The 22879-nt window shown below is 63.3% G+C and carries 21 protein-coding genes, 1 tRNA gene and 1 pseudogene; 18 read left to right on the forward strand and 5 right to left on the reverse strand.

Annotated elements, in window-relative coordinates; translation table 11 throughout:
* Positions 1–2: 2 nt before the first annotated feature.
* A complete protein-coding gene (locus K3F49_RS30600) occupies positions 3–1040 on the forward strand; it encodes a thermonuclease family protein (protein ID WP_234684614.1) in 1038 nt (345 codons plus the stop codon).
* Between the two features lie 115 nt (positions 1041–1155).
* On the opposite strand, the gene K3F49_RS30605 is transcribed toward K3F49_RS30600, so the two are convergent.
* On the reverse strand, positions 1156–1908 hold the full coding sequence (locus tag K3F49_RS30605; RefSeq protein WP_234684615.1) for an SDR family NAD(P)-dependent oxidoreductase: 753 nt from the start codon (positions 1906–1908) through the stop codon (positions 1156–1158).
* A gap of 95 nt (positions 1909–2003) precedes the next feature.
* Here K3F49_RS30605 and K3F49_RS30610 point away from each other — a divergent pair, with 95 nt between their 5' ends.
* Positions 2004–2315: an ArsR/SmtB family transcription factor gene (locus tag K3F49_RS30610; RefSeq protein WP_234684616.1), complete on the forward strand. Its 312-nt coding sequence runs from the start codon at positions 2004–2006 to the stop codon at positions 2313–2315.
* 237 nt (positions 2316–2552) lie between these two features.
* Here K3F49_RS30610 and K3F49_RS30615 read toward each other — a convergent pair whose 3' ends face one another.
* On the reverse strand, positions 2553–3266 hold the full coding sequence (locus K3F49_RS30615) for a GntR family transcriptional regulator (protein WP_234684617.1): 714 nt from the start codon (positions 3264–3266) through the stop codon (positions 2553–2555).
* A 172-nt stretch (positions 3267–3438) separates the two neighbouring features.
* Between K3F49_RS30615 and K3F49_RS30620 the strand changes: the two genes are divergently transcribed.
* The 4 genes from K3F49_RS30620 to K3F49_RS30635 all read left to right on the forward strand — a co-directional run bounded on the left by K3F49_RS30620 (position 3439) and on the right by K3F49_RS30635 (position 8103).
* The gene (locus tag K3F49_RS30620) at positions 3439–5079 is read left to right on the forward strand and encodes a sugar ABC transporter ATP-binding protein (protein WP_234684618.1); all 1641 of its coding nucleotides are present in this window, start codon (positions 3439–3441) and stop codon (positions 5077–5079) included.
* A complete protein-coding gene (locus K3F49_RS30625) occupies positions 5076–6413 on the forward strand; it encodes an ABC transporter permease (RefSeq protein ID WP_234684619.1) in 1338 nt (445 codons plus the stop codon). The genes K3F49_RS30620 and K3F49_RS30625 overlap by 4 nt, the downstream gene beginning before the upstream one ends.
* 37 nt (positions 6414–6450) lie before the next feature.
* Positions 6451–7368 carry a substrate-binding domain-containing protein gene (locus K3F49_RS30630; RefSeq protein ID WP_452101130.1) on the forward strand — a complete coding sequence of 306 codons (918 nt, stop codon included), beginning with the start codon at positions 6451–6453 and terminating at the stop codon, positions 7366–7368.
* Between the two features lie 141 nt (positions 7369–7509).
* On the forward strand, positions 7510–8103 hold the full coding sequence (locus tag K3F49_RS30635; protein ID WP_234684621.1) for a DUF1349 domain-containing protein: 594 nt from the start codon (positions 7510–7512) through the stop codon (positions 8101–8103).
* 194 nt (positions 8104–8297) lie between these two features.
* Here the strand turns inward: K3F49_RS30635 and tnpC are convergent.
* Positions 8298–9113 (reverse strand): annotated as a pseudogene (gene tnpC, locus K3F49_RS30640) (IS66 family transposase); the annotation flags it as partial.
* 76 nt (positions 9114–9189) lie between these two features.
* Between tnpC and K3F49_RS30645 the strand changes: the two are divergent.
* Positions 9190–10026, forward strand: coding sequence for a S8 family peptidase (locus K3F49_RS30645; protein ID WP_234684622.1), 837 nt, complete (start codon positions 9190–9192; stop codon positions 10024–10026).
* 258 nt (positions 10027–10284) lie between these two features.
* On the opposite strand, the gene K3F49_RS30650 is transcribed toward K3F49_RS30645, so the two are convergent.
* Positions 10285–10361 (reverse strand) — tRNA-Met (locus K3F49_RS30650).
* 379 nt (positions 10362–10740) lie between these two features.
* On the opposite strand from K3F49_RS30650, the gene K3F49_RS30655 reads away from it, so the two are divergent.
* The 5 genes from K3F49_RS30655 to K3F49_RS30675 all read left to right on the forward strand — a co-directional run bounded on the left by K3F49_RS30655 (position 10741) and on the right by K3F49_RS30675 (position 16399).
* On the forward strand, positions 10741–12117 hold the full coding sequence (locus tag K3F49_RS30655; protein ID WP_452101131.1) for a coniferyl aldehyde dehydrogenase: 1377 nt from the start codon (positions 10741–10743) through the stop codon (positions 12115–12117).
* A gap of 122 nt (positions 12118–12239) precedes the next feature.
* Positions 12240–13832 carry a GMC family oxidoreductase gene (locus K3F49_RS30660; RefSeq protein ID WP_234684624.1) on the forward strand — a complete coding sequence of 531 codons (1593 nt, stop codon included), beginning with the start codon at positions 12240–12242 and terminating at the stop codon, positions 13830–13832.
* A gap of 159 nt (positions 13833–13991) precedes the next feature.
* Complete coding sequence (locus K3F49_RS30665; protein WP_234684625.1) at positions 13992–14504, forward strand: CvpA family protein; 513 nt, start codon at positions 13992–13994, stop codon at positions 14502–14504.
* Positions 14505–14630: 126 nt separating this feature from the next.
* Positions 14631–15413, forward strand: a complete 783-nt coding sequence (locus tag K3F49_RS30670) for an SDR family oxidoreductase (protein ID WP_234684626.1) — start codon at positions 14631–14633, stop codon at positions 15411–15413.
* Positions 15410–16399: an NADPH:quinone reductase gene (locus K3F49_RS30675; protein WP_234684627.1), complete on the forward strand. Its 990-nt coding sequence runs from the start codon at positions 15410–15412 to the stop codon at positions 16397–16399. The genes K3F49_RS30670 and K3F49_RS30675 overlap by 4 nt, the downstream gene beginning before the upstream one ends.
* Positions 16400–16402: 3 nt before the next feature.
* On the opposite strand, the gene K3F49_RS30680 is transcribed toward K3F49_RS30675, so the two are convergent.
* Positions 16403–16834, reverse strand: coding sequence for a DUF3775 domain-containing protein (locus K3F49_RS30680; RefSeq protein ID WP_234684628.1), 432 nt, complete (start codon positions 16832–16834; stop codon positions 16403–16405).
* A gap of 130 nt (positions 16835–16964) precedes the next feature.
* Between K3F49_RS30680 and K3F49_RS30685 the strand changes: the two genes are divergently transcribed.
* The 6 genes from K3F49_RS30685 (at position 16965) to mbfA (ending at position 22851) form a co-directional block, all read left to right on the forward strand.
* Entirely contained in the window at positions 16965–17816 is an 852-nt protein-coding gene (locus tag K3F49_RS30685; RefSeq protein ID WP_234684629.1) for an MBL fold metallo-hydrolase, read from the forward strand.
* 191 nt (positions 17817–18007) lie between these two features.
* Positions 18008–18850, forward strand: a complete 843-nt coding sequence (locus K3F49_RS30690; protein ID WP_234684630.1) for a fumarylacetoacetate hydrolase family protein — start codon at positions 18008–18010, stop codon at positions 18848–18850.
* Between the two features lie 192 nt (positions 18851–19042).
* Positions 19043–19654, forward strand: coding sequence for a glutathione S-transferase family protein (locus tag K3F49_RS30695; RefSeq protein ID WP_234684631.1), 612 nt, complete (start codon positions 19043–19045; stop codon positions 19652–19654).
* A 15-nt stretch (positions 19655–19669) separates the two neighbouring features.
* Positions 19670–20539 carry an MBL fold metallo-hydrolase gene (locus K3F49_RS30700; protein WP_234684632.1) on the forward strand — a complete coding sequence of 290 codons (870 nt, stop codon included), beginning with the start codon at positions 19670–19672 and terminating at the stop codon, positions 20537–20539.
* Between the two features lie 111 nt (positions 20540–20650).
* Positions 20651–21793 carry an alpha/beta hydrolase gene (locus K3F49_RS30705; RefSeq protein ID WP_234684633.1) on the forward strand — a complete coding sequence of 381 codons (1143 nt, stop codon included), beginning with the start codon at positions 20651–20653 and terminating at the stop codon, positions 21791–21793.
* Between the two features lie 86 nt (positions 21794–21879).
* On the forward strand, positions 21880–22851 hold the full coding sequence (gene mbfA, locus K3F49_RS30710) for an iron exporter MbfA (protein ID WP_234684634.1): 972 nt from the start codon (positions 21880–21882) through the stop codon (positions 22849–22851).
* Positions 22852–22879 lie beyond the last annotated feature (28 nt).

Consider the following 22879-nt stretch of genomic DNA (forward strand, 5'->3'; position numbering starts at 1 on the left):
CAATGCCGGTTGGATTGCTGGAGGTCGAAGGCACGATCGAGGTCAGCCAGTTCTGGCCGGAGGGACGATCGGACGCCGACACCACCAAGGTCGTAGTGAACATCGCCCCAGACGCGATCCGCTTCCGCAAGAACGATCAATCGCCGTTCCAGCCGACCCACGTGTTCGACAATGCCAAGGTAAAAGGGCGGACCAACACGGCGCCGATCAAGAACGGCAAGCTCACCATTCGCCTCCAGGGCATCGACGCGCCCGAGCTGCACTATATGCCGTCTCCGCTGTCGCCCGCCGAGAAGAAGGGGCTGACCGATGCCAAGAAGCAGGCCTATCACGAGGTCACGCAGTCCTACCGGCAGTTCCTCGGCGCGACCTCGACCAAGGCGCTGCATGATTTCCTCGCCAGCACCGGCGAAGCGACGCTTGCCTGCCGCGTGTTCACCCATGTCGACGCGCCGAACGAGGTGTTCGATACCTACGGACGGCTGGTCGGCGACATCGAGGTGACGATCGCGAACCAGACGATCGACATCAACCACTGGCTGGTCGAGCAGGGCTTTGCCTATCCGACGTTCTACTCCTCGATGAACGACGACGAGATCAAGGCCTTCCTTGCGCTGACCAAGACCGCGCGCACCAAGAAGCTGCCGGTCTGGAAGAACCTCGCCAAAACCATTCCCGCCTTCGACTTCGATTTGCGCGAGCCGAAAAAGAACGAGACGGACGTACTCGCGACCGACAAGGGCCCGGTGATCCTGCCAAAGCTCTTCCGCCGTTACACGAACTGGTCGGCGCGCAAGAAGGCCAAGGTGACGAGCCAGAACTTCCAGAAGTTCCTGGGCGAAGGCTCCGGCGGCAAGCCCGACACCTGCTACGAGATCGACGACTTCCTGACCAACGGCGTGCACTCGGCCACGCCGAGGAATTTTGCGGAATTCGTCGAGGGCGGCAAGACGATCAAGTTTCAGCCGGAGGGGCTGGTGTTCGGCGAGGCGCCGTCGACGCTGGTGGGGGCGGATGGGAAGGTTATTGCGGGGTTTTGAAGGCTCGAGCCGCCAGACAAAAGTAGCCCGCGTGACGCGGGCTACTTTCTCTTCTGAAACTGTGAAGTCCAAACTTTGGCCTTCAGCGACGTCGGGCCGCCAGAGCACCTATGCGTTAGCGCAGCCCGCCGGTGACGTGAAGCGTCTCGCCGGTCACGTAGGACGCGTCGTCCGATGCGAAGAAGGCCACCGCGGCGGCGATCTCCTCGACTTTGCCGATGCGGCCAAGCGGGGTGGTGGATTCGATCCACTTGCGCATGTCGCCCTCGTGCAGGCCGGCCGAGACGACGCCTTCGGTGGCGATCATGCCTGGATTGACGGCGTTGACGCGAATCTTGCGCGGCGCAAGCTCCTTCGACAGCACGGAGGTGATCGCATCCACCGAGGCTTTGGTTGCGGTGTAGACGGCGGTGTTCGCCGGCGCGATGGTCGATACACCGGAGCTGATGTTGATGATGCTTCCGCCATTGGCGTTGAAGTGCTTCACCGCTTCACCCGAAACCAGCAGCAGGCCCAGCACATTGAGGTCGAAATGCTTGTGGAAATGCTCGGGCGTGATGGCCTCGAGCGGGGCGAACTCGTAGATGCCCGCATTGTTGACGAGGATGTCGATGGCACCGAACGCCTTCACGGTCTCCGCGACAACGCTCTTTGCGTCCTTCGCATCGGACAAGTTGCCATGGACCGCGACGGCTTTGCCCCCCTTGGCGGTGATGGCGGCGACCACGCGGTCGGCGGCCTGCTTGCTGGAGCTGTAATTGACGGCAACCGCCGCGCCCTCAGCCGCGAGCCGGGCGGCGATTTCGGCACCAATGCCTTTGGATGCGCCGGTCACGAGCGCAACTTTGCCTTCGAGTCTCTTGGTCATCGCATGTCTTCCGTTGTTCGGCGGGATGCCGGTATTCAATAGTTCAATACTAGTGAACTATTGAACGAGTTCAAGGGGCATGCTATATTTTGCGTATGGTGCAGTTCGTTCACCCATCGCGGGAGGAGATTACGCTGGCCGGAGTGCTCGGCGCCCTCGCGGATCCCATGCGGCTGCGCATCGTCAAAAGCCTGGTCGCTCAGAACGCCTGCATGTCGTGCACCGAGGCGGCGCCTTGCCCCGAGATGGCGAAGTCGACCCTGTCGAACCATTTTCGCATTCTGCGCGAGGCCGGCCTGATCCGGACGTCAAAGCAAGGTGTCCAGCACCGCAATGTCCTTCGTGAGGAGGACATCAATGCCCGGTTTCCGAAGCTGCTCAAAACGATCCTGAGCTGTCCGGAGTGAGGGATCAGTTCGCTCTCTCACATCACGACGGCTTGGCGCCCCGAAACGGCTTCCCATGATCCAAACAAAAATGGTCCGCTTCGCGCGGGCCATTTTCGGATCGGAACCGGTCATTCCGAATTTGGTTGCGGGGATAGGATTTGCTTAACAGCCTGACGAGCCACCGGGCTGCTCCACCCCGCGTTAAACCGTTGCTTTCAAGATCGCCGAACCTCGCGACATGCAGCAGCCGGATCGCTAGCTCTCGAAGAAGCCCGGATGCTTCTCCACGAAGGCATGGAGTTCGCGCGCGACGCGATCGAGATGGTTGGCCATCTCGGCCCTGGCCCTCTGGGCATCGCGATCCGCGATCCCGCGGTAAATCGCCTCGTGCTCGGTGTAAGTTCCTTTGGGCCGGCCCGGCTCGGGCAGCAACGTACGGCGCACGCGTTCAAGATGAGTTCGGATCGTATCGAGAGCTTCGCCGACGCGCGCGAGGCCCAGGCTCTCGGTCATCTGATGGTGAAACCGGGTATCGAGTTCGTGGAAGCCTTCAAGGTCTCCGCTCTCGATCGCAGCCTTTTGATAAGCGAGATTCTGGCTGAGCGCGCCGATCGCATCGTCCGGCATGCTGTCCGCGCAGACGCCGACGATTTCGACCTCCAGCGCGCGACGCATCAGCATCCACTGCCTCACATCCTCGAGATGAATCCTGGCAACATAGGAGCCGCGCTGCGGCTCGACCACGACGAGCCCTTCGAAGGCGAGCCTGTTGATCGCCGTCGTGACCGACAGTTTCGATACATCAAAGAGCGCACACCACTCGTTCTTGTCGATCGGCGTTTCGGGCGCGAGCGTGCCGGAGACGATGGCGCGCTTCAGCGCAAGATAGGCCTGATCGACTTTTGATCCACCTGCGCTACGCCCGCGCGCTGGCCTTGCGCCGCCACTGAACCCGCCGACTGAATGCATGCTGTGTTCCCCCGGCCGATCTACACATTTCAATGCCGCAACGCCAATCGCGCGGCCAAAGAGGCTTGACGAGCATCAACTGATATAACTAGCATATCAGGTAACAAATAAACGATCACCTGCGGCTCGAATGTCTTCCCAAGGACTGACGGCACGCCGGGAGGAAAACCCGATGGAGACACGCTTCGGCGCGCCCGGGGCAGACGACGAGCGCGGCGCGCCGCGCTCGTCTCGCGTGGTCGAGCTTGGCAGCCGTGCCGGCGTTCCGGGCGGGCACGCCGTGCTCTGTGCGGAGCGGATCTCCAAATCCTTTGCCGGCGTGAAGGCGCTCCACGACGTCGACTTCGATCTGCGCCACGGCGAAGTGCACGCGCTGATGGGTGAGAACGGTGCCGGCAAGAGCACCCTGATGAAGATCCTTGCCGGCGTTCACACGAGCTACGACGGCACCATTCTGGTCGAGGGCTGTGCTGCGTCCTTTAACGGCGTGCGAGACGCCGAAGAGGCCGGCGTCGCCATCATCCACCAGGAGCTCAACCTCGTTCCCGAGCTGAGCGTCGCCGACAATATCTTCCTTGGCCGAGAGCCGCTGATCGGCGGCGTATTGATCGACCGGCGCCGGATGGTCAGGGCGGCCGAGCGCCTGCTGGCGCGCCTCGGCCTCACCATCGCGCCGGACACCAGGATTGCGGGCCTGCGCGTCGGCGAGCAGCAGCTCGTCGAAATCGCCAAGGCGCTGTCGCTCAATGCGCGCATCCTCATCATGGACGAGCCGACCTCGGCGCTATCGTCGTCGGAATGCGACAGGCTGTTCAAGATCGTACGCCAGCTCGCGCGCGAGGGCGTCGCGATCATCTACACATCGCATCGCATCGAGGAGGTGCTGGAGCTTGCCGACCGCGTCACGGTTCTGCGCGATGGCCGGCGCGTGGTGACGGCACGAATCGATGAACTCTCGCGCGGAGCCATCATATCGGCGATGGTCGGCCGCGAGATGGCTGCGAACGAGCGCGGCGCGACGGCGCAGGACGGTGCGGTCGTCCTCTCGGTGCAGGACCTGACGCTTGATACGCTCGGTCCGCACGGATGGCGGCGGATGCTGCGCGGCGTGAGTTTCGAGCTGAAGCGCGGCGAGATCCTCGGTGTCGGCGGCCTGCTCGGGTCAGGCCGGACGGAAATCCTGGAGTCGATCTTCGGCGTGGCGCGCGGCTGGCGGACCGGCAGCATCGCGATCGACGGTGCGGCGGTCGACATCAACTCTCCCTCCGACGCCTATCATCTCGGCGTCGCGCTCGTCAGCGAGGATCGCAAGGAGCGCGGCCTGCATCTGGCCGCCTCGATCTGCGACAATGTCGCGCTGCCCTCGATCGGGGCGCTCTCGCGATTTGGCCTGCGCGCGTTCGCCCGCGAACGCGCACTCGCCGCCGACATGGTCAAGCGGCTCTCGGTTCGCTGCACCGGTATCGGCCAGGAAGCCGCCGCGCTGTCCGGCGGCAACCAGCAAAAGGTCGTGATCGGCAAATGGCTGGCAACCGAGCCACGCATCCTGCTGCTCGACGAGCCGACCCGCGGCATCGACATCGGCGCCAAAATGGAGATCTACCGGTTGATCTTCGATCTCGCCGCACAGGGGCTCGGAATCATCGTGGTCACCTCTGAAATGCCCGAACTCCTGCTGTTGTCCGACCGCATCCTCGTCATGTGCGAGGGTCGGCAGACCGGCATCCTCGCACGCGAGACCGCGACACAGGAGGCGGTGATGCGCCTCGCGGCACCTGGGATGGCGAATTGGTCGCAGGAAGCCGCATCATGAAAGCCCTGTTCCGCCTGCTCTCCCGCACCAAGCTCTATTGGGGTCTTGTGCTGATCTGCCTGATCGGCGCCCTCATCTCGCCGCACACCTCATCCGGGCACAACATCTTCCTGTCCTACGGCAACCTGACCGATGTGCTGCGCCAGGTCTCGATCACCGGACTGGTCGCGACCGGAATGACCATGGTCATCCTGCTCGGCGGCATCGATCTGTCGGTCGGCTCGGTGATGGGCTTCTCGACGGTGATCTGCGCGATGCTGCTGACCAAGCCCGGCTGGACCTCGGCGTCCGTCATCGGCGTGCCGGCGGCGATCCTGGTCGGCGGCGCTGCCGTGGCGCTGGCTGCACGCTTCGTATTCGCCGGCCTTGCGCGTGGCCGCGACGTCAGCGCCGGACGGCGACGGGAGATCTCGCTGACGCGCTGGCAGAGCATGGGCATTCCGGGCTTGCTCGGCCTTGTCGCCGCCATCGCAATCGGGTGGTGGACGATGAACCAGGTGCCGGCCAAATTCGGCGTTCTCGGCGTGCTGCTGATCGCGCCCTGCCTCGCGATGGTGCTTGGCGGCATCAACGGGCTCCTGATCGTCGCCGGCCGGCTGCAACCCTTCATCGCGACGCTCGCGATGATGGTCAGCGCGCTCGGCATCGCGCGATTGACGGCCGGGTCCGACAACGCCGTGGTCCCTGTCTACACCGGCACCAATGCGACCGAGGCCTTCGAGCTGTTGCGTTCGATGCTGTGGGGCGTGTTGCCTGTCCCGAGCGTCTTCTTCCTCGCGGCCATCTGCCTGTTCGGCGCGATCCTGCGCTTCACCACCTTCGGACGCTATGCCTACGCGATCGGCGGCAACATCGAGGCCGCAAAGCTCTCCGGCATCAAGGTCGCGCAGGTGCAGCTCACGGCCTACCTGTTGTCGGGCCTTCTTGCGGGAATCGCCGGCGTGCTGTTCGTCGCGCAGTACCGGCAGGGCAAGCCCGACGCAGGCACCGGCCTCGAGCTCGACGCGATCGCTGCCGTCGTGATCGGCGGCACCAGCCTGATGGGCGGCCGCGGCGGCCTTGCCGGCACTTTCGTCGGCGTCCTGATCTTCGGCCTGCTCTCCGACATCCTGCAGCTTCAGAACATCGACTCCAACGTCCAGCTCGTGATGAAGGGATTGATCATCGTCTGCACCGTGCTGGTGCAGGAACAGAATCTCGGCCAGCTCGTCGCGCGATGGCGATTCCGCCGATCGGGCGAGGCACAGGCCGATCCGAAAACAGCCGAAACCCATCGGCTGCCAAGTGCCGCAAAGGCCCAACTCGCAAGGGAGGATCTCGATGAAGCGTCGTGAATTCCTGAAATTGTCGACCACCGCGGCGGGTGCCGCAATGACGATCTATCTGCCGGCCGGTTGGACGCCTGCAAAGGCTGCCGGCAAATCGAAAGTCGGCTTCAGCCAGTGCACAACGCTGGAGCCTTGGCGCGTGCAGTTCAACAAGGACATCCAGGCCGAGGCGAAGAAACATCCGGATATCGACCTCATCATTACAGACGGCCAGGACAAGACCGAGAAGCAGGTCGCCGATTGCGACAATCTGATCGTACAGCAGGTCAACGTGCTCCTGATCTCGCCGAAGGAGTCGGCCGGCCTGACCGGCGTGGTCGAAAAGGCGATCGACGCCAAGATTCCCGTGATCGTGCTCGACCGCAACGTCGATACCAAGCGCATCACCCAGTTCATCGGCGGCGACAATGTCGCGATCGGCAAGGCAGCCGGCGAGCACGCGGTGAAGCTGCTCGGCGGTCCGGGCAAGGCGGCGGGCAACGTCGTCGAGATCTGGGGCGGCATGGGCACGCAGCCCGCGCACGACCGGCACGACGGCTTCCACGCCTTCACCGACAAGGAGCCTGGCATCAAGTTCCTGCTCAATAACCAATCGGGCGACTGGAAGCAGGACAAGGCCTACGACATCATGACAACGGCGCTCCGCAACAACGAGAAGATCGACATGGTCTACGGCCACAACGATCCGATGGCCTACGGCGCTTATCTCGCCGCCAAGGACGCCAACCGCGACAAGGACATCAAGTTCATCATCGGCATCGACGGATTGCCGGACGAAGGCGTCACCTGGGTCTCCAAGGGCCAGCTCACCGCGACGTTCCTCTACGCAACGCCCGGCGCGGAAGGATTGAGGCAGGCGGCAAAGCTGCTCAAAGGCGAGAAGCTCGAGCCGGTCATCACCTTGCCGACGATGCTCATTACCAAGGAGAATGCGTCGGAGATCCTGAAGAAGAATGGATAGCTCCGATTTGGCTATACCGAAGTAGCGTCCGCGAGAGCCAGGTGCGTCAAATCCCGCGCCAGGCTCTCCGTTCGCCCCGCGGTCGCTTCACCGTTCCAGATCGACGTCCGGTGCGATCGGCCGCTTTGCTCGAGGTTTGATATGAACGTTGCCGTCTTTGCCAGACAGGATGGTGTTTGGCTGAATGAGCCGACGCGATGGACCGCGCAGGGCGACAGCCTCGAGATCGTCACCGACAAGGCCACCGATTTCTGGCAGAAGACCCACTACGGATTCTGCCGCGACAGCGGCCATTTTCTGGGATTTCGGACCGCGGAGGCGTTTACGGCCGAATTGCGCATCCAGTGCAATTATCAAGAACTCTACGATCAAGCCGGCATCATGGTGCGCATCGACGCGGAGCACTGGATCAAAGCCGGAATCGAGTTTTCGGACGGGCGCGCCATGCTTTCGAGCGTCTTGACCAACGGGCAGTCGGATTGGGCAACGGCCCCGTATGCGCACGACGCCGGCGATTTCCGGATGCGCGTCACCGTCGCCGGCGGCGTCCTGCGATTGCAGACCTCGGTTGACGGCAAGAGTTGGCCACTGGTCCGATTGGCTCCTTTTCCCGAAGCGCAATCTTACCGGGTCGGGCCGATGGCCTGCACACCCGAACGAAAGGGATTGCCGGTGAAGTTCACGGGATTTTCTCTGAAACCGCCGCTCGGCAAGGATTTGCACGATCTCAGCTAGAGCAGACACATGCAGGGCGAACGGCGACCGCCCCAAAACAAAAATGGCCCGCATCAAGCGGGCCATTTTCGTATCGGAACCGGTCATTCCGAATTTGGTTGCGGGGACCCGCAACAGCCGCCCCCACAGACTTGCTCCGCTTGGTAACCGTCCGGTGAGGGCCGCGGGATGATCGCGCGGTGCAGTGGGCCCGATCAGGCCGCAGACTGAACAGGGCTGTTCTGCCATTCCCAAGGGAGCAGCTCATTGAGCCGACCTTGCGGGGTGCTGGCGATGCGGGCCAAGACGTCCGCCAGCCAGGCTTGCGGATCGATGTCGTTGAGCTTTGCCGTCATGATCAGCGTCGCCATGATGGCGGCGCGGTCAGCGCCGCGTTCCGAGCCGGCGAACAGCCAGGACTTGCGGCCGAGAGCAAAGCCGCGCAGCGCGCTCTCCGCCGCATTGTTTGTCAGGCAGATCCGCCCTTCATCGAGGAAGCGAGTGAACCGATCCCAGCGGCGCAGCATGTAGTCGATTGGCTTGGCGACCGATGAGGAGTTCGATAGCCGAGCACGCTGCTCGCGCAGCCACGCTTCCAGCACCGCCAGCAGGGGTGCGCTTTGCTCTTTGCGCACCCGTAGACGTTGTTCGGCGCTTTGGCCGTTGATGCCGCGCTCAATATCGAACAGTGCATCGATGCGCTTGACCGCCTCGAGGGCAATCGGCGAGATCGCCGCGGCATTCTTGTCTCGCCTCGCATTGGCGGCGACGTCCGCCAGCTCGAAGAACTGCCGCCTAGCGTGGGCCCAACAGAGTGCAGGCGTGACCGGTCCCTGGGCGCGCGCGGCGTCATACAGCTCGTTGTAGCCGCTATAGGCATCGGCCTGGAGGATACCGGAGAAGCTTTGAAGATGCCGTGTGGGATGCTCCTGCCGCCGGTCGCGCGAGGCGTAATAGAGCGCACCCGGGGGCGCCGGTCCGCCGAATGGCCGATCGTCGCGAACGTAGGTCCAGATGTGCCCCTTATTGGAAAAGATCCACCCGCCATCGTTGCCTCCTCAATATTGTTAAAAATAAATCTTCAGTCTCAAAAAAAGGATACTCAGAATGAAGATCACAACCAATGGTTTTGTCAATACGGAAAACCAAGAAGAGATCCCTTTTGGAGTCGAGATAGTTGGAGCGCCTCCAGCTTGGAAGTTCACCCGCGGAGAGGGCGTTCGACTTTGCCTTCTAGATTCGGGCATCGATGCTGCGCACGAAGACTTGAACGTAGTGGTTCAACGCAGTTTTTGTGCAAATGATTCCGACCCATCAGATTTGAATGGCCATGGTACTCTATTGGCCGGTAGCGTGGCGGCAAAGCAAAATGACGTTGGTGTCGTCGGCGTCGCCCCTGCGGCCTCGCTCGTTTCAGCAAAGGTGTTAGGTGCTGAGGGCAGTGGAACGATAGAGGATATTAATCGCGCACTTCAGTGGTGCGTTTCTGAGTTGCCTGACGTGATTTGCATGAGCTTCGGTGCCGCTGGCGAAGCAGATATCGCCTCGCAAGAACTCATCCTAAAACTCGCGGATGCAGGCGTCATAGTCGTCACAGGACCATCGCGAACTGCCCAAGGCGTTCCTTTGTATCCAGGAAACTGCAGAGGCGTCATTTCAGTATCCTCTTGGCCAGATAGCTGGGGTGAGGATGTGGGCGACGTCGCCTGTTGGGCTGGCTCGATGAAAACGACGGGTGTCGGCGGCGGCTATACCCGCGTAGCCTCTCGCAGCAGCTCGGTGGGATTGGTCGCTGGAGCCGCTGGCCTTTTGAAGGCTATCAAACGAAATATTGGTGTGGACGAGATGAGAATGCTACTTCAAACAACAAGCGACAACCCAAGCATTTGGCAGCACAAGCAAGTCAATGTTTTCGCTGCGATCAAGCAGATAACTTCTGCATAATTCACTGAGAGCGAGATTCGAAACCGACAAAGCAAGCTGGCTATCGTCTCTTAGGAGATGCTGTCCGCGGCTGGTCGCAGGCCCGAAAGAAATTGTTGCAAGGGGCGTCACCGGTCGCGATCAACCTAGGGTCCGCGCTGAGTCATGCCAACGGCAGTGGAAGACTCTCAACGATCCACCGTTCGCGGTCGATGTTGGTTGCGGGTCTAGAAAACAAAAACCCCTGAAATCATTCTGATTTCAAGGGCTTAATGTTTTTGGTTGCGGGGATAGGATTTGAACCTATGACCTTCAGGTTATGAGCCTGACGAGCTACCGGGCTGCTCCACCCCGCGTTAAACCGTTGCTTTGCCTTCGCTTAAATGCCGGGGACGGTGGATCAGGGCCGACGCTGTTGGCGTGGCTGCTTCTCCCGTCCCGAAGGCTTCCCTGGAAGGCAATCCCGGGGCAAAGCCCATCGGGTGCGAGGGGTATGTACCAACCCGGACCGCCTTTGGAAAGGGCCGAGGGGACGTTTTTTTCGACTTTATGACAGGCCGTGGGCGCGGATTCCGGCCGATTTGCCACACACTTGCCAGAAGTTCCGCAAACCGCCAGCTTGCGGCAACAAAACAGAGGCGAAACGCCGATCTGGGGAGGACCGCCTTGAACAATACCTTGGATCGCCCCCTGGCGAGCGCCCCACTGACGGCGCTCAACGACAGCTTCCAGGCCATGGTCGCGCGGTCGCGAGCCGAGCCGGCGCCTGATTGCGCCGCGCGGCTCGATCGGCTTGCGCGTTTGCGCGCCGTGGTCGCGGACAATGAGGAGCGTTTCCGGCAGGCGATCTCGGCCGATTTCGGCCACCGCTCGGCGATCGAGACCAATATCGCCGAGACGATGATGGTGTTCTCCGAGATCCGGCATGCGACCAAACATCTGAAAAGCTGGATGGCGCCGCAGCGCGTCGCGACTGCGCTGCAATTCCTGCCCGCGCGCAATCGGCTGATCCCGCAGCCGCTCGGCGTCGTCGGCATCATCGCGCCCTGGAATTATCCGCTGCAGCTGACGCTCGCGCCTGCGATCGGCGCTATCGCCGCCGGTAACCGCGTCATCATCAAGCCGAGCGAGCTCGTGCCGCACTTTGCCGCGCTGCTGAAGGAGACGGTCGCCGAGAGGTTCGACGCCATGGAGCTGCTGGTCACCGGGGTCGAGGATGAGGTCGCAAAGGATTTTGCCAGCCTGCCGTTCGATCACCTCGTGTTCACCGGCTCGACCCGGGTCGGGCGGCTGGTCGCGGAAGCCGCGGGGCGCAATCTCACGCCTGTCACGCTCGAGCTCGGCGGCAAGTCGCCGGCGATCATCGATGTGTCAGCCGATCTCGACGAGGCGGCCGAGCGCATCGCCTACGGCAAGCTGCTCAATGCCGGGCAGACCTGCATCGCGCCGGATTACGTGCTGGTGCCGGAGGGCTCATTGCAGGTCTTCACTGAGAAGGTGCGCACGCAGATGCGCCGCATGTTCGGCACCGATCCCGCCAACAAGGACTACACCTCGATCATTTCCGACCGTCACTATGCGCGACTGGAAAGGCTGGTCGCGGACGCCGCGCAGCGCGGCGCCAAGATCCTGCAACCGGCGAAGACGGACGATCCGAACTGGAAGGCGCATCGCAAATTTCCGCCGACGCTGATCGTCGGTGCCACCGAAGAGATGGCGGCGATGCAGGAGGAGATCTTTGGTCCAGTGCTGCCGGTGCTGGGCATTCGCGATTCCGCAGACGCCATCGCCTTCATCAACCGTCGCGACCGGCCGCTGGCGCTGTACTGGTTCGGCAGGGATCGCGACGCGCGCGACGAGGTGCTGGCGCGCACGGTCTCCGGCGGCGTCACCGTCAACGACTGCCTGTTTCACTTCGCGCAAACCAACCAGCCGATGGGGGGCGTCGGCGCCTCCGGCACCGGCGCCTATCACGGCGAATGGGGCTTTAAGACGTTCAGCAAGCTGAAGCCGGTATTCTATCGCTCGAAATTCAACCGCCTCGCCGATCTCTACCCGCCCTATGGCGGCAAGATCGCGCGGCTGGAAAAGATGATGAGGTTCATGTCGTAGCTCTCCGTCATTGCGAGGAGCGAAGCGGCGAAGCAATCCAGACTGCACCAACGGAGGGAATCTGGATTGCTTCGCTGCGCTCGCAACGACGACAGGAAAGAAAACGCAAGGGGGAAACAGTGGTGACTGACACATTCGATTTCGTCGTCGTGGGCGCGGGCTCGGGCGGCTGCGCGGTGGCGGGGCGGCTGTCGGAGGATGCGGGGACATCCGTGGCGCTGCTCGATGCCGGCGGACGCAACGACAATTGGCGGATCACCACGCCGTTCGGGCTCGCGTTGCCCTACAAGGCCGCCAACTGGGGCTTCGACACCGTGCCGCAGAAGGGATTGAACGGCCGCATCGGCTATCAACCGCGCGGCAAAGGCCTCGGCGGCTCCTCCGCGATCAACGCCATGGTCTACATCCGCGGCCACAAATGGGACTACGACCATTGGGCCTCGCTCGGCAATGAAGGCTGGTCGTATGCGGACGTGCTGCCCTATTTCAAGCGCTCGGAGAACAACAGCGATTTCGACGGCGAATATCACGGCAAGGGCGGCCCGCTGCACGTCAACCGACTGCGCTCGGACAATCCGATCCACGACGTCTTCCATCAGGCCGCGCGCGAGGCGCAATTCCGCATCCGCGAGGACTTCAATGAAGGGGATCACGAAGGGCTCGGCAGCTACCAGGTGACGCAGCACAAGGGCGAGCGCTGGAGCGCGGCGCGCGCCTATCTGCAGCCCCACATCGACAAGCGCGCGAATTTGCGCGTCGAGACGGGGGCGCATGCCACGAAAATCCTGATCGAAGCAGGGCGCGCCGTCGGCATCGAATATGTCCAGGGCAAGCAGACGAAGCAGCTGCGCGCGCGCCGCGAGGTGATCCTCGCTGGCGGCGCCTTCCAGTCACCGCAATTGCTGATGCTGTCAGGCGTCGGCGACGGCGATGCGCTTCGTACGCACGGCATCGAGGTGGTGCATCATTTGCCGGGCGTCGGGCGCAATCTGCAGGACCATCCGGATTTCGTGTTCGTCTATGCGTCCGACTATCCGCACTTCGTGCACGCGTCGCTTGGCCGGCTGCCGTCCCTGCTCCGCGCCATCCAGCGCTATCGCCGCGAACGGCGCGGCCTGATGACCACCAATTTCGCCGAGTGTGGCGGCTTCCTGAAGAGCAGCCCCGACCTCGACGTGCCCGACATTCAGCTCCACTTCATCATCGCGATGCTCGACGACCACGGCCGCAAGAAGCACAAGGAAGCAGGCTTCTCATGCCATGTCTGCCTGCTGCGACCGAAAAGTCGCGGCAGCGTCTGGCTGAAGAGCGCCGATCCGCTCGCCCCACCCCTGATCGATCCGAACTTCCTCGGCGAGGCGGAAGATCTCGAGACGATGGTCGCGGGCTTCAAGACCACGCGCCGCCTGATGGAGACGCCCGCGATGCGCGCGCTGCAGAAGAAGGACATGTTCACGTCCGATGTGCGAACGGACGACGACATCCGCGCCATCCTGCGCAATCGCGTCGACACCGTCTATCACCCGGTCGGCACCTGCAAGATGGGCACGGATGCGATGGCCGTGGTCGATCCGAAGCTGAAGGTGCATGGCGTGGACGGCCTGCGCATCGTCGATGCCTCGATCATGCCGACACTGATCGGCGGCAACACCAATGCGCCGACGATCATGATCGGAGAGAAGGCGGCGGATATGATCCGGGCGGAGGTGCGGTAGCTGTTTTCTCCCCTCTTTCCGTTCTTACGGGGAGAACTGCCGTCGAATAGCCCTGAACGGACGCAATCCTGAGCTGCTGAAAGTATAGATACGATTTTAACGATCTGAAACCGGAACGATCGGTTCAGCGTTCATTCGTTCCATCGGCAGGGTTCGCTCATGAATAGCTTCGATCTGGCGGTCTATGCGGCGCTCGGCATCGCGATCGGCTTTGGCTTCAAGTCCGGCCTGCTCCGCAGCGCCGTGACCATCCTCGCCTATCTCCTCGCCGCCCCCATCGCGGTCTCGCTGATGCCGATGATCGCGCCGCAGATCGCCGCCAATCCGAATGCGCCGCAATTCCAGGACTGGATCTGGTTCTTCGGCATCTTCCTGGTGGTCGGCATGTTGCTCGGATATATCGGCCGCTTCGTGCTGGACGACACGATCCGTGACGCCGGGATCGGCGACCGCCTCGGCGGCGCCGCGCTCGGCGCCATCAGGGTCGGCCTCGTCGCCACGACGCTGGTGCTGGTGTTCGACCAGATCGTGCCGGCCAACGACCAGCCGCCCTTCCTCGCCGGCTCGCAGCTGCGGCCGCTGTTCTCGGCGGTCGGGAAGATGGGCTTCAAGTCGCTGCCGCCGGAAGCGGCGGCTGCGATCGACCGCCTCAAGCAGGAGCGGCACATCTAGGGCGCATTTGCATCGCCACGGCGAGCGCCATGCATTTTGACGCGGCTCCATCCCTTATCAGCGGCGCCGAGGTTGGCTAGAGTGCCGCTCATCCAAAAACCTGCCTGACATTACGGGAGTGAAACAGTGGATCTTGGGATCAAAGGTCGCCGCGCCATCGTCTGCGCATCCAGCAAGGGCCTGGGGCGCGCTTGCGCCATCTCGCTGGCCGAAGCCGGCGTTGACGTCACGCTGACCGCGCGCGGCGCCGACGCCCTGAAGAAGACGGCCGACGAGATTCGGAAAGCCTATCCGAGCGTGAAGGTCACCGAAATCGTCGGCGACATCACGACGCCTGCGGGCCGCGAAGCCGTGCTGAAGGCCTGCCCCGAACCGGACATTCTCATCAACAATGCCGGCGGTCCGCCGCCCGGCGATTTCCGCAACTGGACCCGCGACGACTGGATCAAGGCGATCGACGCCAACATGCTCACGCCGATCGAGCTGATCAAGTCGACCGTCGACGGCATGATGGCGCGCAAGTTCGGCCGTATCGTCAACATCACCTCGGCGGCGGTGAAGGCGCCGATCGACATCCTCGGCCTCTCCAACGGCGCGCGCGCCGGCCTCACCGGCTTCATCGCCGGCCTGTCGCGCAAGACGGTGATCAACAACGTAACCATCAACGGCCTGTTGCCGGGCCCGTTCGAGACCGACCGCCTGACCGGCACCGCGAAGGCCGAAGCCGACAAGCGCGGCACCACGCCGGAGCAGGTCTTGGCCGAGCGCGCCAAACTCAATCCGGCCGGCCGCTTCGGCCAGCCCGACGAGTTCGGCTATGCCTGCGCCTTCCTGTGCGGCGCCAAGGCCGGCTTCATCACCGGCCAGAACATCTTGCTCGACGGTGGTGCGTTCCCGGGAACGCTGTGAGAGCGGTCTGGTACGAGCAAACGGGACCGGCGGCGGACGTTCTCGCCTATGGTGAGATGGCGACGCCGGTCGCAGGTCCAGGCGAAGTTCGCATTCGCCTGGAAGCCTCCGGCGTGAATCCTGCCGATGTCGGCCGGCGCGGCGGCTCCTATCGCGCGATGGACTATCCGCGCGTGATTCCGAACAGTGATGGCGCGGGATTCGTCGATCAGATCGGTGACGGCGTGACGCGCTTCAAGATCGGCGACCGTGTCTGGCTGTTCAACGGCCAGCGCAACGGCCGCGCCTTCGGCACGGCCGCGGAATATATCGCGCTTGCCGAGCAGCTGGTGACGCCATTGCCGGATAGTCTGTCCTTTGCGGAAGGTGCAACGCTCGGCATTCCAGCGATGACCGCGTGGTGCTCGCTGTTTGCGGACGGACCGATCGTCGGCAAGACCGTGCTCGTCACTGGTGGCGCCGGTGCAGTCGGGCACTATGCGGTACAACTGGCAAGATGGGGCGGCGCGCAGGTGATCGCGACCGTCAGTTCGGCGATGAAGGGCGAGCAGGCGCGGCGCGCGGGCGCCGATCTCGTGATCAATTACAAGGAAGAGGACGTCGTCGCGAAGGCAATGGCCTTCACTGGCGGACGCGGTGTCGACCGCGTCGTCGATGTCGATTTCGGCGGCAACATCGCGACGACGCTGAAGCTGATGGCGATGAATTCAACCATCGCGGTCTACGCCACCAACGGCAACCGAGCGCCGGTTGTACCGATGCGCGAGCTGATGGAAAAGTGCATCGCGCTGCGCGCGCTGGTGCTGTTCGCGCTGCCGCCGGCACTGCTCGCGGCGGCGCAGGCCGGCATCTCGAAATGGCTGGCGGCGGGGCCGCGCATTCACAACGTCGCGGCGCAGTTTGCTCTATCCGATACGGCCCAGGCGCATCTCACCGTCGAGAAGGGCGACAAGCTCGGCACCGTGATCATCGACTGCGCTCGATAAGAACTACGCCACCGGCGTGGTCCGCTCGTCGCTCCAGTCGATACCGAGCTCGTCCATGCCGTCGGCGAGCAAATCGCCGAGCATCGGCTCACCCAGCAGATACTGCACGGCCTCGCGCCGCGGCGCCCTGTATTCGGCGCGCGCCTCGGCGGCGCGGGAACGCAGATCGTCCCATTCGTCCACTTCGCCATCGCCGCGACCGAGCCACATCAGCGTGACGAGGTCGAGCTGCTCGTCCTCGTTCAGCGCCCCGATGAAGCCAGCGAGCTCGGCTGCGACCGGGTCGGACGAATCGTCCTCCAGCACGTCGGTCTCGCCGTCGTCAGCGGCATTGGAGCCGGAGTCCGGATCGGAATCCGCTTCCTTGACGTCGAATTCGCGTGCCTTCTCGATGATGAAGGCGACCTTGTCGGCGGAAATCGCAAGCTCTGGCATGGGCTCCCTGCTCGTCGTTTGGCTGGTTCCAGTCTCCCCGGATAACGCAACATCGCGGCAGATGATCCATTGCGTTCGACGGCGGAAGACCGCATCTTTCGCGAAAGCAAGAAAATAAGGGGCGCTCCCGATGCAGTGGACGGTAGGCCGAGTCAAAATCACCAAAGTCGTGGAATTGGAGACGGTCGGCTCGACTCGCTTCATCCTGCCCTTGGCCAGCAACGATGAGATCCGGAAGCTGCCCTGGCTGATTCCGCATTTCGCCACCGAGGAAGGCCGGCTGAAGATGTCGATCCATTCGCTGGTGGTGGAGACGCCAGCGCGACGGATCGTGGTCGATACCGGGCTTGGCAACGACAAGCAGGGCCGCAACGTCCCGACCTGGAATAACCGCAACACGCCATTTCTGGAGATGATGGCGGCAGCGGGCTTCGAGCCCGACAGCATCGACACCGTGCTGTGCACGCATCTTCACGTCGACCATGTCGGCTGGAATACGAAGCTGGTCGGCGGCAAATGGGTGCCGGCCTTCCCGAAGGCACGTTACGTGTTCGGCCGCACCGAATACGAGCATTGGCGCGACCACTCGACCGAGCCGGACAAGCAGGCGGTCTTTGACGATTCCGTGAAGCCGATCGTCGATGCCGAGCGCGCCGATCTGATCCCGAGCGACCACAGGCTCAGCGAGGAGATCAGCATGATCCCGACGCCCGGCCACAGCCCCGGCCATATGAGCATTTTGATCCAGTCGGACGGCGAACAGGGCCTGCTGACCGGCGACGTCGCCCATCACCCCTGCCAGATGGCGCATCTCGGCTGGTCCTCCACCGCGGATTCCGACCAGGCCCAATCGGCCGCAACGCGGGCCGCGCTGTTCGGCCGGTTTGCCGATACGCCGACGCTTGTGATCGGCGGGCACTTCTCGGCCGGGCACATCCGCCGGGAAGGCGATGCCTTCAGGTTTGTGGCGCTGGAATCGTAGCAAGGGTGGGCAAAGCGAAGCGTGCCCACCATCGCGGCCATTAATGGAAGTTGGCGGGCACGGCGCTTTGCGCCTTTGCCCACCCTGCAAGGAAGGGCTGCAATGCGCCCCGTTTTGAGCGGTTGAATTTCCCGCCGCCCTGTTCCATGAAGCTATTTAACCGATCAGTCCATCCCAAGGGAGAAACCAGAATGAAGCTTGTTCGTTACGGCGAAAAGGGTGCGGAAAAGCCCGGCCTGATCGACAAATCCGGCCAATTGCGCGACCTGTCGGCGCATGTGAAGGACCTGACCGGCGAGGCCTATTCGCCGGCCTCCCTGAAGAAGCTCGCCGCCATCGACCCGGCCTCGCTGCCCGCCGTCTCCGGCAAGCCGCGCTTCGGCGCGCCGGTCACCGGCATCTCGAAATTCGTCGCGATCGGCCTCAACTACAGCGACCACGCCAAGGAGACCGGCGCCGCGATTCCGACCGAGCCGATCATCTTCATGAAGGCCAACACCTCGCTGTCCGGCCCGAACGACAAGGTCGAGAAGCCGCGCGGCTCGACCAAGCTCGACTGGGAAGTCGAAATCGCCGCGATCATCGGCACCCAGGCCAAATACATCTCGGAAGCCGATGCGCTGAACTACGTCGCCGGCTATTGCGTCTGCAACGACGTCTCCGAGCGCAACTTCCAGACCGAGCGCCTGGGTCAATGGACCAAGGGCAAGTCGCACGACACGTTCGGCCCGGTCGGCCCCTGGCTCGCCACCAAGGACGAGATCAAGGACGTGCAGAACCTGTCGATGTGGCTCGACGTCAACGGCCAGCGCCGCCAGACCGGCTCGACCAAGACCATGATCTTCTCGATGGCCAAGTGCATCTCCTATGTCTCGCAGTTCATGACGCTGCTGCCGGGCGACATCATCACCACGGGCACCCCGCCCGGCGTCGGCCTCGGCATGAAGCCGCCGACCTTCCTCAATGTCGGCGACGTCGTAACGCTCGGCATCGAAGGCCTCGGCGAGCAGCGCCAGGAGATCGTGGCGGCGTAAGGCCTCCGGCTTCCGCCCTCATCCTGAGGAGCGCGCAACGCGCGCGTCTCGAAGGATGCGCCAGGAAAAAGGTCGCCCGACGTTCGCGTCGGGTGACGAGAAGGCACCTCCCCGTTGCCATCCTTCGAGACGCGCGCCAAGGGGCGCGCTCCTCAGGATGAGGACCGTCTGTTTGGATAGAGGTATTTCCCCATGAAACTCTCCTTCTCCCCAGCCTCGCCCTTCGCCCGCAAGGTGCGCATTGCCGCGATCGAGCTTGGGCTGATCGACAAGATCGAGTTCACGCCCGCGACCGTCGCGCCCGGCACGGACAACGAGGACTATTCGAAGATCACGCCGCTGAAGAAGCTGCCGGTGCTGATCACCAATGACGGCGACGTCATCCTGGATTCCTACGTCATCGTCGAATATCTCAACGAGATGGCCGGCGGCAGCCTGATCCCGGATTACGGTCCGCGGCGCTGGAAGGCCAAGACCAATCACTCGCTGATCAACGGCATGCTCGATTCCATGCTGCTGTGCCGCTACGAGAAGATGGTGCGGCCGCAGGGCCTGCAATGGCAGGCGTGGTCGGACGACCACTGGAACCGGGCCTGGACCGGCATGGCGCGCTTCGAGAACATGCCCGATGTCCTCAACGGTCCGTTCGACATCTCGCAGATCGGCCTCGTTTGCGTGCTCGGCTATGCCGACTTCCGCTTCGCCGATTGCGGCTGGCGCAAGGCCTACCCGAAACTCGACGCCTTCCATCAGAAGATGCTGGAGCGCCCTTCCGTGAAGATCTCGGTGCCGCCAGCGGCGTAAACCGCAGGAATTCTCATGAGCTTGAAATACTCGGTCGGCGATCTCACCATCCATCGTGTCATCGAGCAGGAAACCGCGTTCGTCCCGGCGCTGGAGATGCTGCCGGGGCTGACACCCGAGGTGCTGGCCGAGAACCGGGCCTGGATGCGGCAGGCCAAGGCATTGGACGAGCAGGACGTGCTCCTCCTCTGCTTCCAGTCCTATGTGGTGAAGACGCCGCATCACACCATCCTGATCGATAGCTGCATCGGCAACGACAAGCCGCGCCCGAATCGCCCGAAATGGAACATGAAGACCGACGACACGTACGCGCGTGCACTCAATGCCGCTGGTGTCTCCGTCGACGACATCGATTTCGTGATGTGCACGCATCTGCATGTCGATCACGTCGGCTGGAACACGCGGCTGGAGAACGGCCGCTGGGTGCCGACCTTCCCCAAGGCGCGTTATTTGTTTGCCAAGCAGGAATACGACCACTGGGTCGCGGAGAATGCGAAGACGGAGGTTCCGCCTTTCGTCGACAGCGTGCTGCCGGTGGTCGAGGCCAAGCGGCACGAGCTGGTCGGCAACGATCACCAGATCGGCGATCACGTCCGCATCGTGCCGACGCCGGGCCACACGCCCGGCCACATCGCCATCGCGATGGGTCGCGGCAAGGACGACGCGGTGTTCTCCGGCGATCTCATGCACTCCCCGCTGCAGACGCTTTATCCGGAACTGTCGATCAAGTTCGACGTCGATCCGGCCAAGGCGGCCACGACGCGCCGCAGCTTCCTGGAACGCTATTGCGACACCGACACGCTGTGCTGTACTGCGCATTTCCCCTCGCCATCGGTGGGGAAGATCAAGCGCAAGGGCAACGCGTTCGTGTGTGCGGCGGTTTAACGAGGTGCCGTAGGGTGGGCAAAGGCGCGCGCTTCGCGCGCCGTGCCCACCACTCCTCATGGTGGGCACGCTCCGCTTTGCCCACCCGATTCCACCCGTGTGGAGAAGGCAATGACAACACTCCCAAGCATCCCCCTCCCCGCCGGCATCCGCTCGCGCTACGTCGACGGCATCAACGGGTTGCGCATTCATGTGCTCGAAGCGGGCTTCGAGACCAAGGGCCGTCCCTGCATCCTGCTGCTCCATGGGTTTCCCGAACTCGCGTTCTCCTGGCGCAAGGTGATGCCGGCGCTCGCGGCCGCCGGGTATCACGTGCTCGCGCCCGACCAGCGCGGCTATGGCCGCACCACCGGCTGGACCGCGGATTACGACGGCGATCTCACTCCGTTCTCTCTTCTCAACCTCGCGCGCGATGCGCTCGCCCTGGTGTCGGCGTTCGGCTACAGGCAGGTCGATCTCGCCGGACATGATTTCGGCAGCCCGGTCGCGGCGTGGTGCGCGCTGATCCGGCCCGACGTGTTTCGTTCGGTGACGTTGATGAGCGCGCCATTCGGCGGAGCGCCGCCGTTGCCCTTCAACACGGTCGATGGCCCCGCGAAGCCTGCGGCCGAAGATCCCGTGCATCGCGAGCTCGCCGCGCTGCCGCGCCCGCGCATCCACTATCAATGGTACTATGCGACGCGACCCGCGAACGCCGACATGCAGCACGCGCCGCAAGGCGTGCATGATTTCCTGCGCGCCTATTATCATCACAAGAGCGCAGACTGGATCGACAACAAGCCGTATCCGCTGAAATCGTGGTCCGCGGGCGAGCTCGCAAAGCTGCCGACCTATTACGTGATGGACCTCGGCGAGACCATGGCCGAGACGGTCGCGAAGGAGATGCCATCGCCGGCTGCGATCGCCGCCAATCAATGGCTGCCGGACAGCGACCTCGCTTTTTACAGCGCCGAATATGGCCGCACCGGATTCCAGGGCGGTCTGCAATGGTACCGCTACGGCACGTCAGGCATGCTCAACGATGAGATGCAGCTGTTCTCGGGCCGCAGCATCGATGTGCCCTCGTGCTTCATCTCGGGCAGGCAGGATTGGGGCACGTATCAACGCCCCGGCGTGTTCGAGGCGATGCAGGGGCGCGGCTGCACCAGGATGCTAGGTTGCCATCTCGTCGATGGTGCCGGCCATTGGGTGCAGCAGGAGCAGCCAGCTGAGGTCGGCCGGCTGCTGCTCGACTTCCTCAAAAAGGCAGCCTGAGCAAGGCCCGCACCGCCTGATTTGACCCGGGAACCGTTGCGCCCTATATAGTTTAGAATAATTCTAAACTAGTGGGACAGGCCGTCGTGAAGAATTTCGCCGATTTGACCGAGCGCGAGGTGCTTGCGGTCGCGATCTCCTCCGAGGAGGAGGACAGCCGCATCTACATGAGCTTCGCCGAGGACCTCCGCGAGCGTTACCCGGACACGGCAAAAATCTTCGAGGAGATGGCCGAGGAAGAGCGCGGCCACCGCCATCGCCTGCTGAAACTCTACGAGGAGCGGTTCGGTCCGCATCTGCCGCCGATCCGCCGCGAGGACGTCAAAGGCTTTCTGCGCCGGCGCCCGATCTGGCTGACCAAGAACCTGCCGCTCGACACGATCCGCAAGGAGGTCGAGACCATGGAGCTGGAGGCCGAGCGCTTCTACGCGCGCGCCGCCGAGCAGGCCGAGGATGTCGGCGTGCGCCGCCTGCTCGGCGATCTCGCAGAGGAAGAGAAGCATCACGAGAACCGCGCGGTCACGCTGACCGACGAGATTTTGAAGCCCGACGTGCGCGCCGAGGAAGATCGCACGCGGCGGCGGATGTTCGTGCTGCAATATGTGCAGCCGGGCCTCGCCGGCCTGATGGACGGATCGGTCTCGACACTGGCGCCGCTGTTCGCGGCGGCCTTTGCCACGCACCAGAACTGGCAGACCTTTCTGGTGGGCCTCGCCGCCTCGATCGGCGCCGGCATCAGCATGGGATTTGCGGAAGCGCTGTCTGACGACGGCTCGCTGACGGGCCGAGGCTCGCCCTGGCTGCGCGGCATCACCTGCGGTGCGATGACGACGCTCGGCGGGCTCGGCCACACCATGCCCTATCTCGTGCCGGACCACTGGGCCAACGCGTTCTGGATTGCCACGGGAATCGCCGGCATCGTCGTGTTCTTCGAACTCTGGGCGATCGCCTTCATCCGCGCGCGCTACATGGACACGCCGTTCCTGCAGGCGGTATTCCAGATCGTGCTCGGCGGCGCCATCGTGTTGGCGGTGGGGATCCTGATCGGGGCGGCGTAGGCGCTCCACATCCCGCATATCAATCGCG

Source organism: Bradyrhizobium monzae (assembly GCF_021458635.1).
Taxonomy (GTDB): domain Bacteria; phylum Pseudomonadota; class Alphaproteobacteria; order Rhizobiales; family Xanthobacteraceae; genus Bradyrhizobium.

What these genes read in the sequence shown, in the direction of transcription:
- K3F49_RS30705 (WP_234684633.1), top strand. Translation starts at nt 20,651, where the DNA reads ATGACAACACTCCCAAGCATCCCCCTCCCCGCCGGCATCCGCTCGCGC.
- K3F49_RS30700 (WP_234684632.1), top strand. Translation starts at nt 19,670, where the DNA reads ATGAGCTTGAAATACTCGGTCGGCGATCTCACCATCCATCGTGTCATC.
- K3F49_RS30690 (WP_234684630.1), top strand. Translation starts at nt 18,008, where the DNA reads ATGAAGCTTGTTCGTTACGGCGAAAAGGGTGCGGAAAAGCCCGGCCTG.
- K3F49_RS30665 (WP_234684625.1), top strand. Translation starts at nt 13,992, where the DNA reads ATGAATAGCTTCGATCTGGCGGTCTATGCGGCGCTCGGCATCGCGATC.
- K3F49_RS30685 (WP_234684629.1), top strand. Translation starts at nt 16,965, where the DNA reads ATGCAGTGGACGGTAGGCCGAGTCAAAATCACCAAAGTCGTGGAATTG.
- K3F49_RS30630 (WP_452101130.1), top strand. Translation starts at nt 6,451, where the DNA reads ATGACGATCTATCTGCCGGCCGGTTGGACGCCTGCAAAGGCTGCCGGC.
- K3F49_RS30635 (WP_234684621.1), top strand. Translation starts at nt 7,510, where the DNA reads ATGAACGTTGCCGTCTTTGCCAGACAGGATGGTGTTTGGCTGAATGAG.
- K3F49_RS30600 (WP_234684614.1), top strand. Translation starts at nt 3, where the DNA reads ATGCCGGTTGGATTGCTGGAGGTCGAAGGCACGATCGAGGTCAGCCAG.
- K3F49_RS30695 (WP_234684631.1), top strand. Translation starts at nt 19,043, where the DNA reads ATGAAACTCTCCTTCTCCCCAGCCTCGCCCTTCGCCCGCAAGGTGCGC.
- K3F49_RS30605 (WP_234684615.1), bottom strand. Translation starts at nt 1,908, where the DNA reads ATGACCAAGAGACTCGAAGGCAAAGTTGCGCTCGTGACCGGCGCATCC.
- K3F49_RS30610 (WP_234684616.1), top strand. Translation starts at nt 2,004, where the DNA reads ATGGTGCAGTTCGTTCACCCATCGCGGGAGGAGATTACGCTGGCCGGA.
- K3F49_RS30625 (WP_234684619.1), top strand. Translation starts at nt 5,076, where the DNA reads ATGAAAGCCCTGTTCCGCCTGCTCTCCCGCACCAAGCTCTATTGGGGT.
- K3F49_RS30645 (WP_234684622.1), top strand. Translation starts at nt 9,190, where the DNA reads ATGAAGATCACAACCAATGGTTTTGTCAATACGGAAAACCAAGAAGAG.
- K3F49_RS30680 (WP_234684628.1), bottom strand. Translation starts at nt 16,834, where the DNA reads ATGCCAGAGCTTGCGATTTCCGCCGACAAGGTCGCCTTCATCATCGAG.
- K3F49_RS30615 (WP_234684617.1), bottom strand. Translation starts at nt 3,266, where the DNA reads ATGCATTCAGTCGGCGGGTTCAGTGGCGGCGCAAGGCCAGCGCGCGGG.
- K3F49_RS30655 (WP_452101131.1), top strand. Translation starts at nt 10,741, where the DNA reads ATGGTCGCGCGGTCGCGAGCCGAGCCGGCGCCTGATTGCGCCGCGCGG.
- K3F49_RS30620 (WP_234684618.1), top strand. Translation starts at nt 3,439, where the DNA reads ATGGAGACACGCTTCGGCGCGCCCGGGGCAGACGACGAGCGCGGCGCG.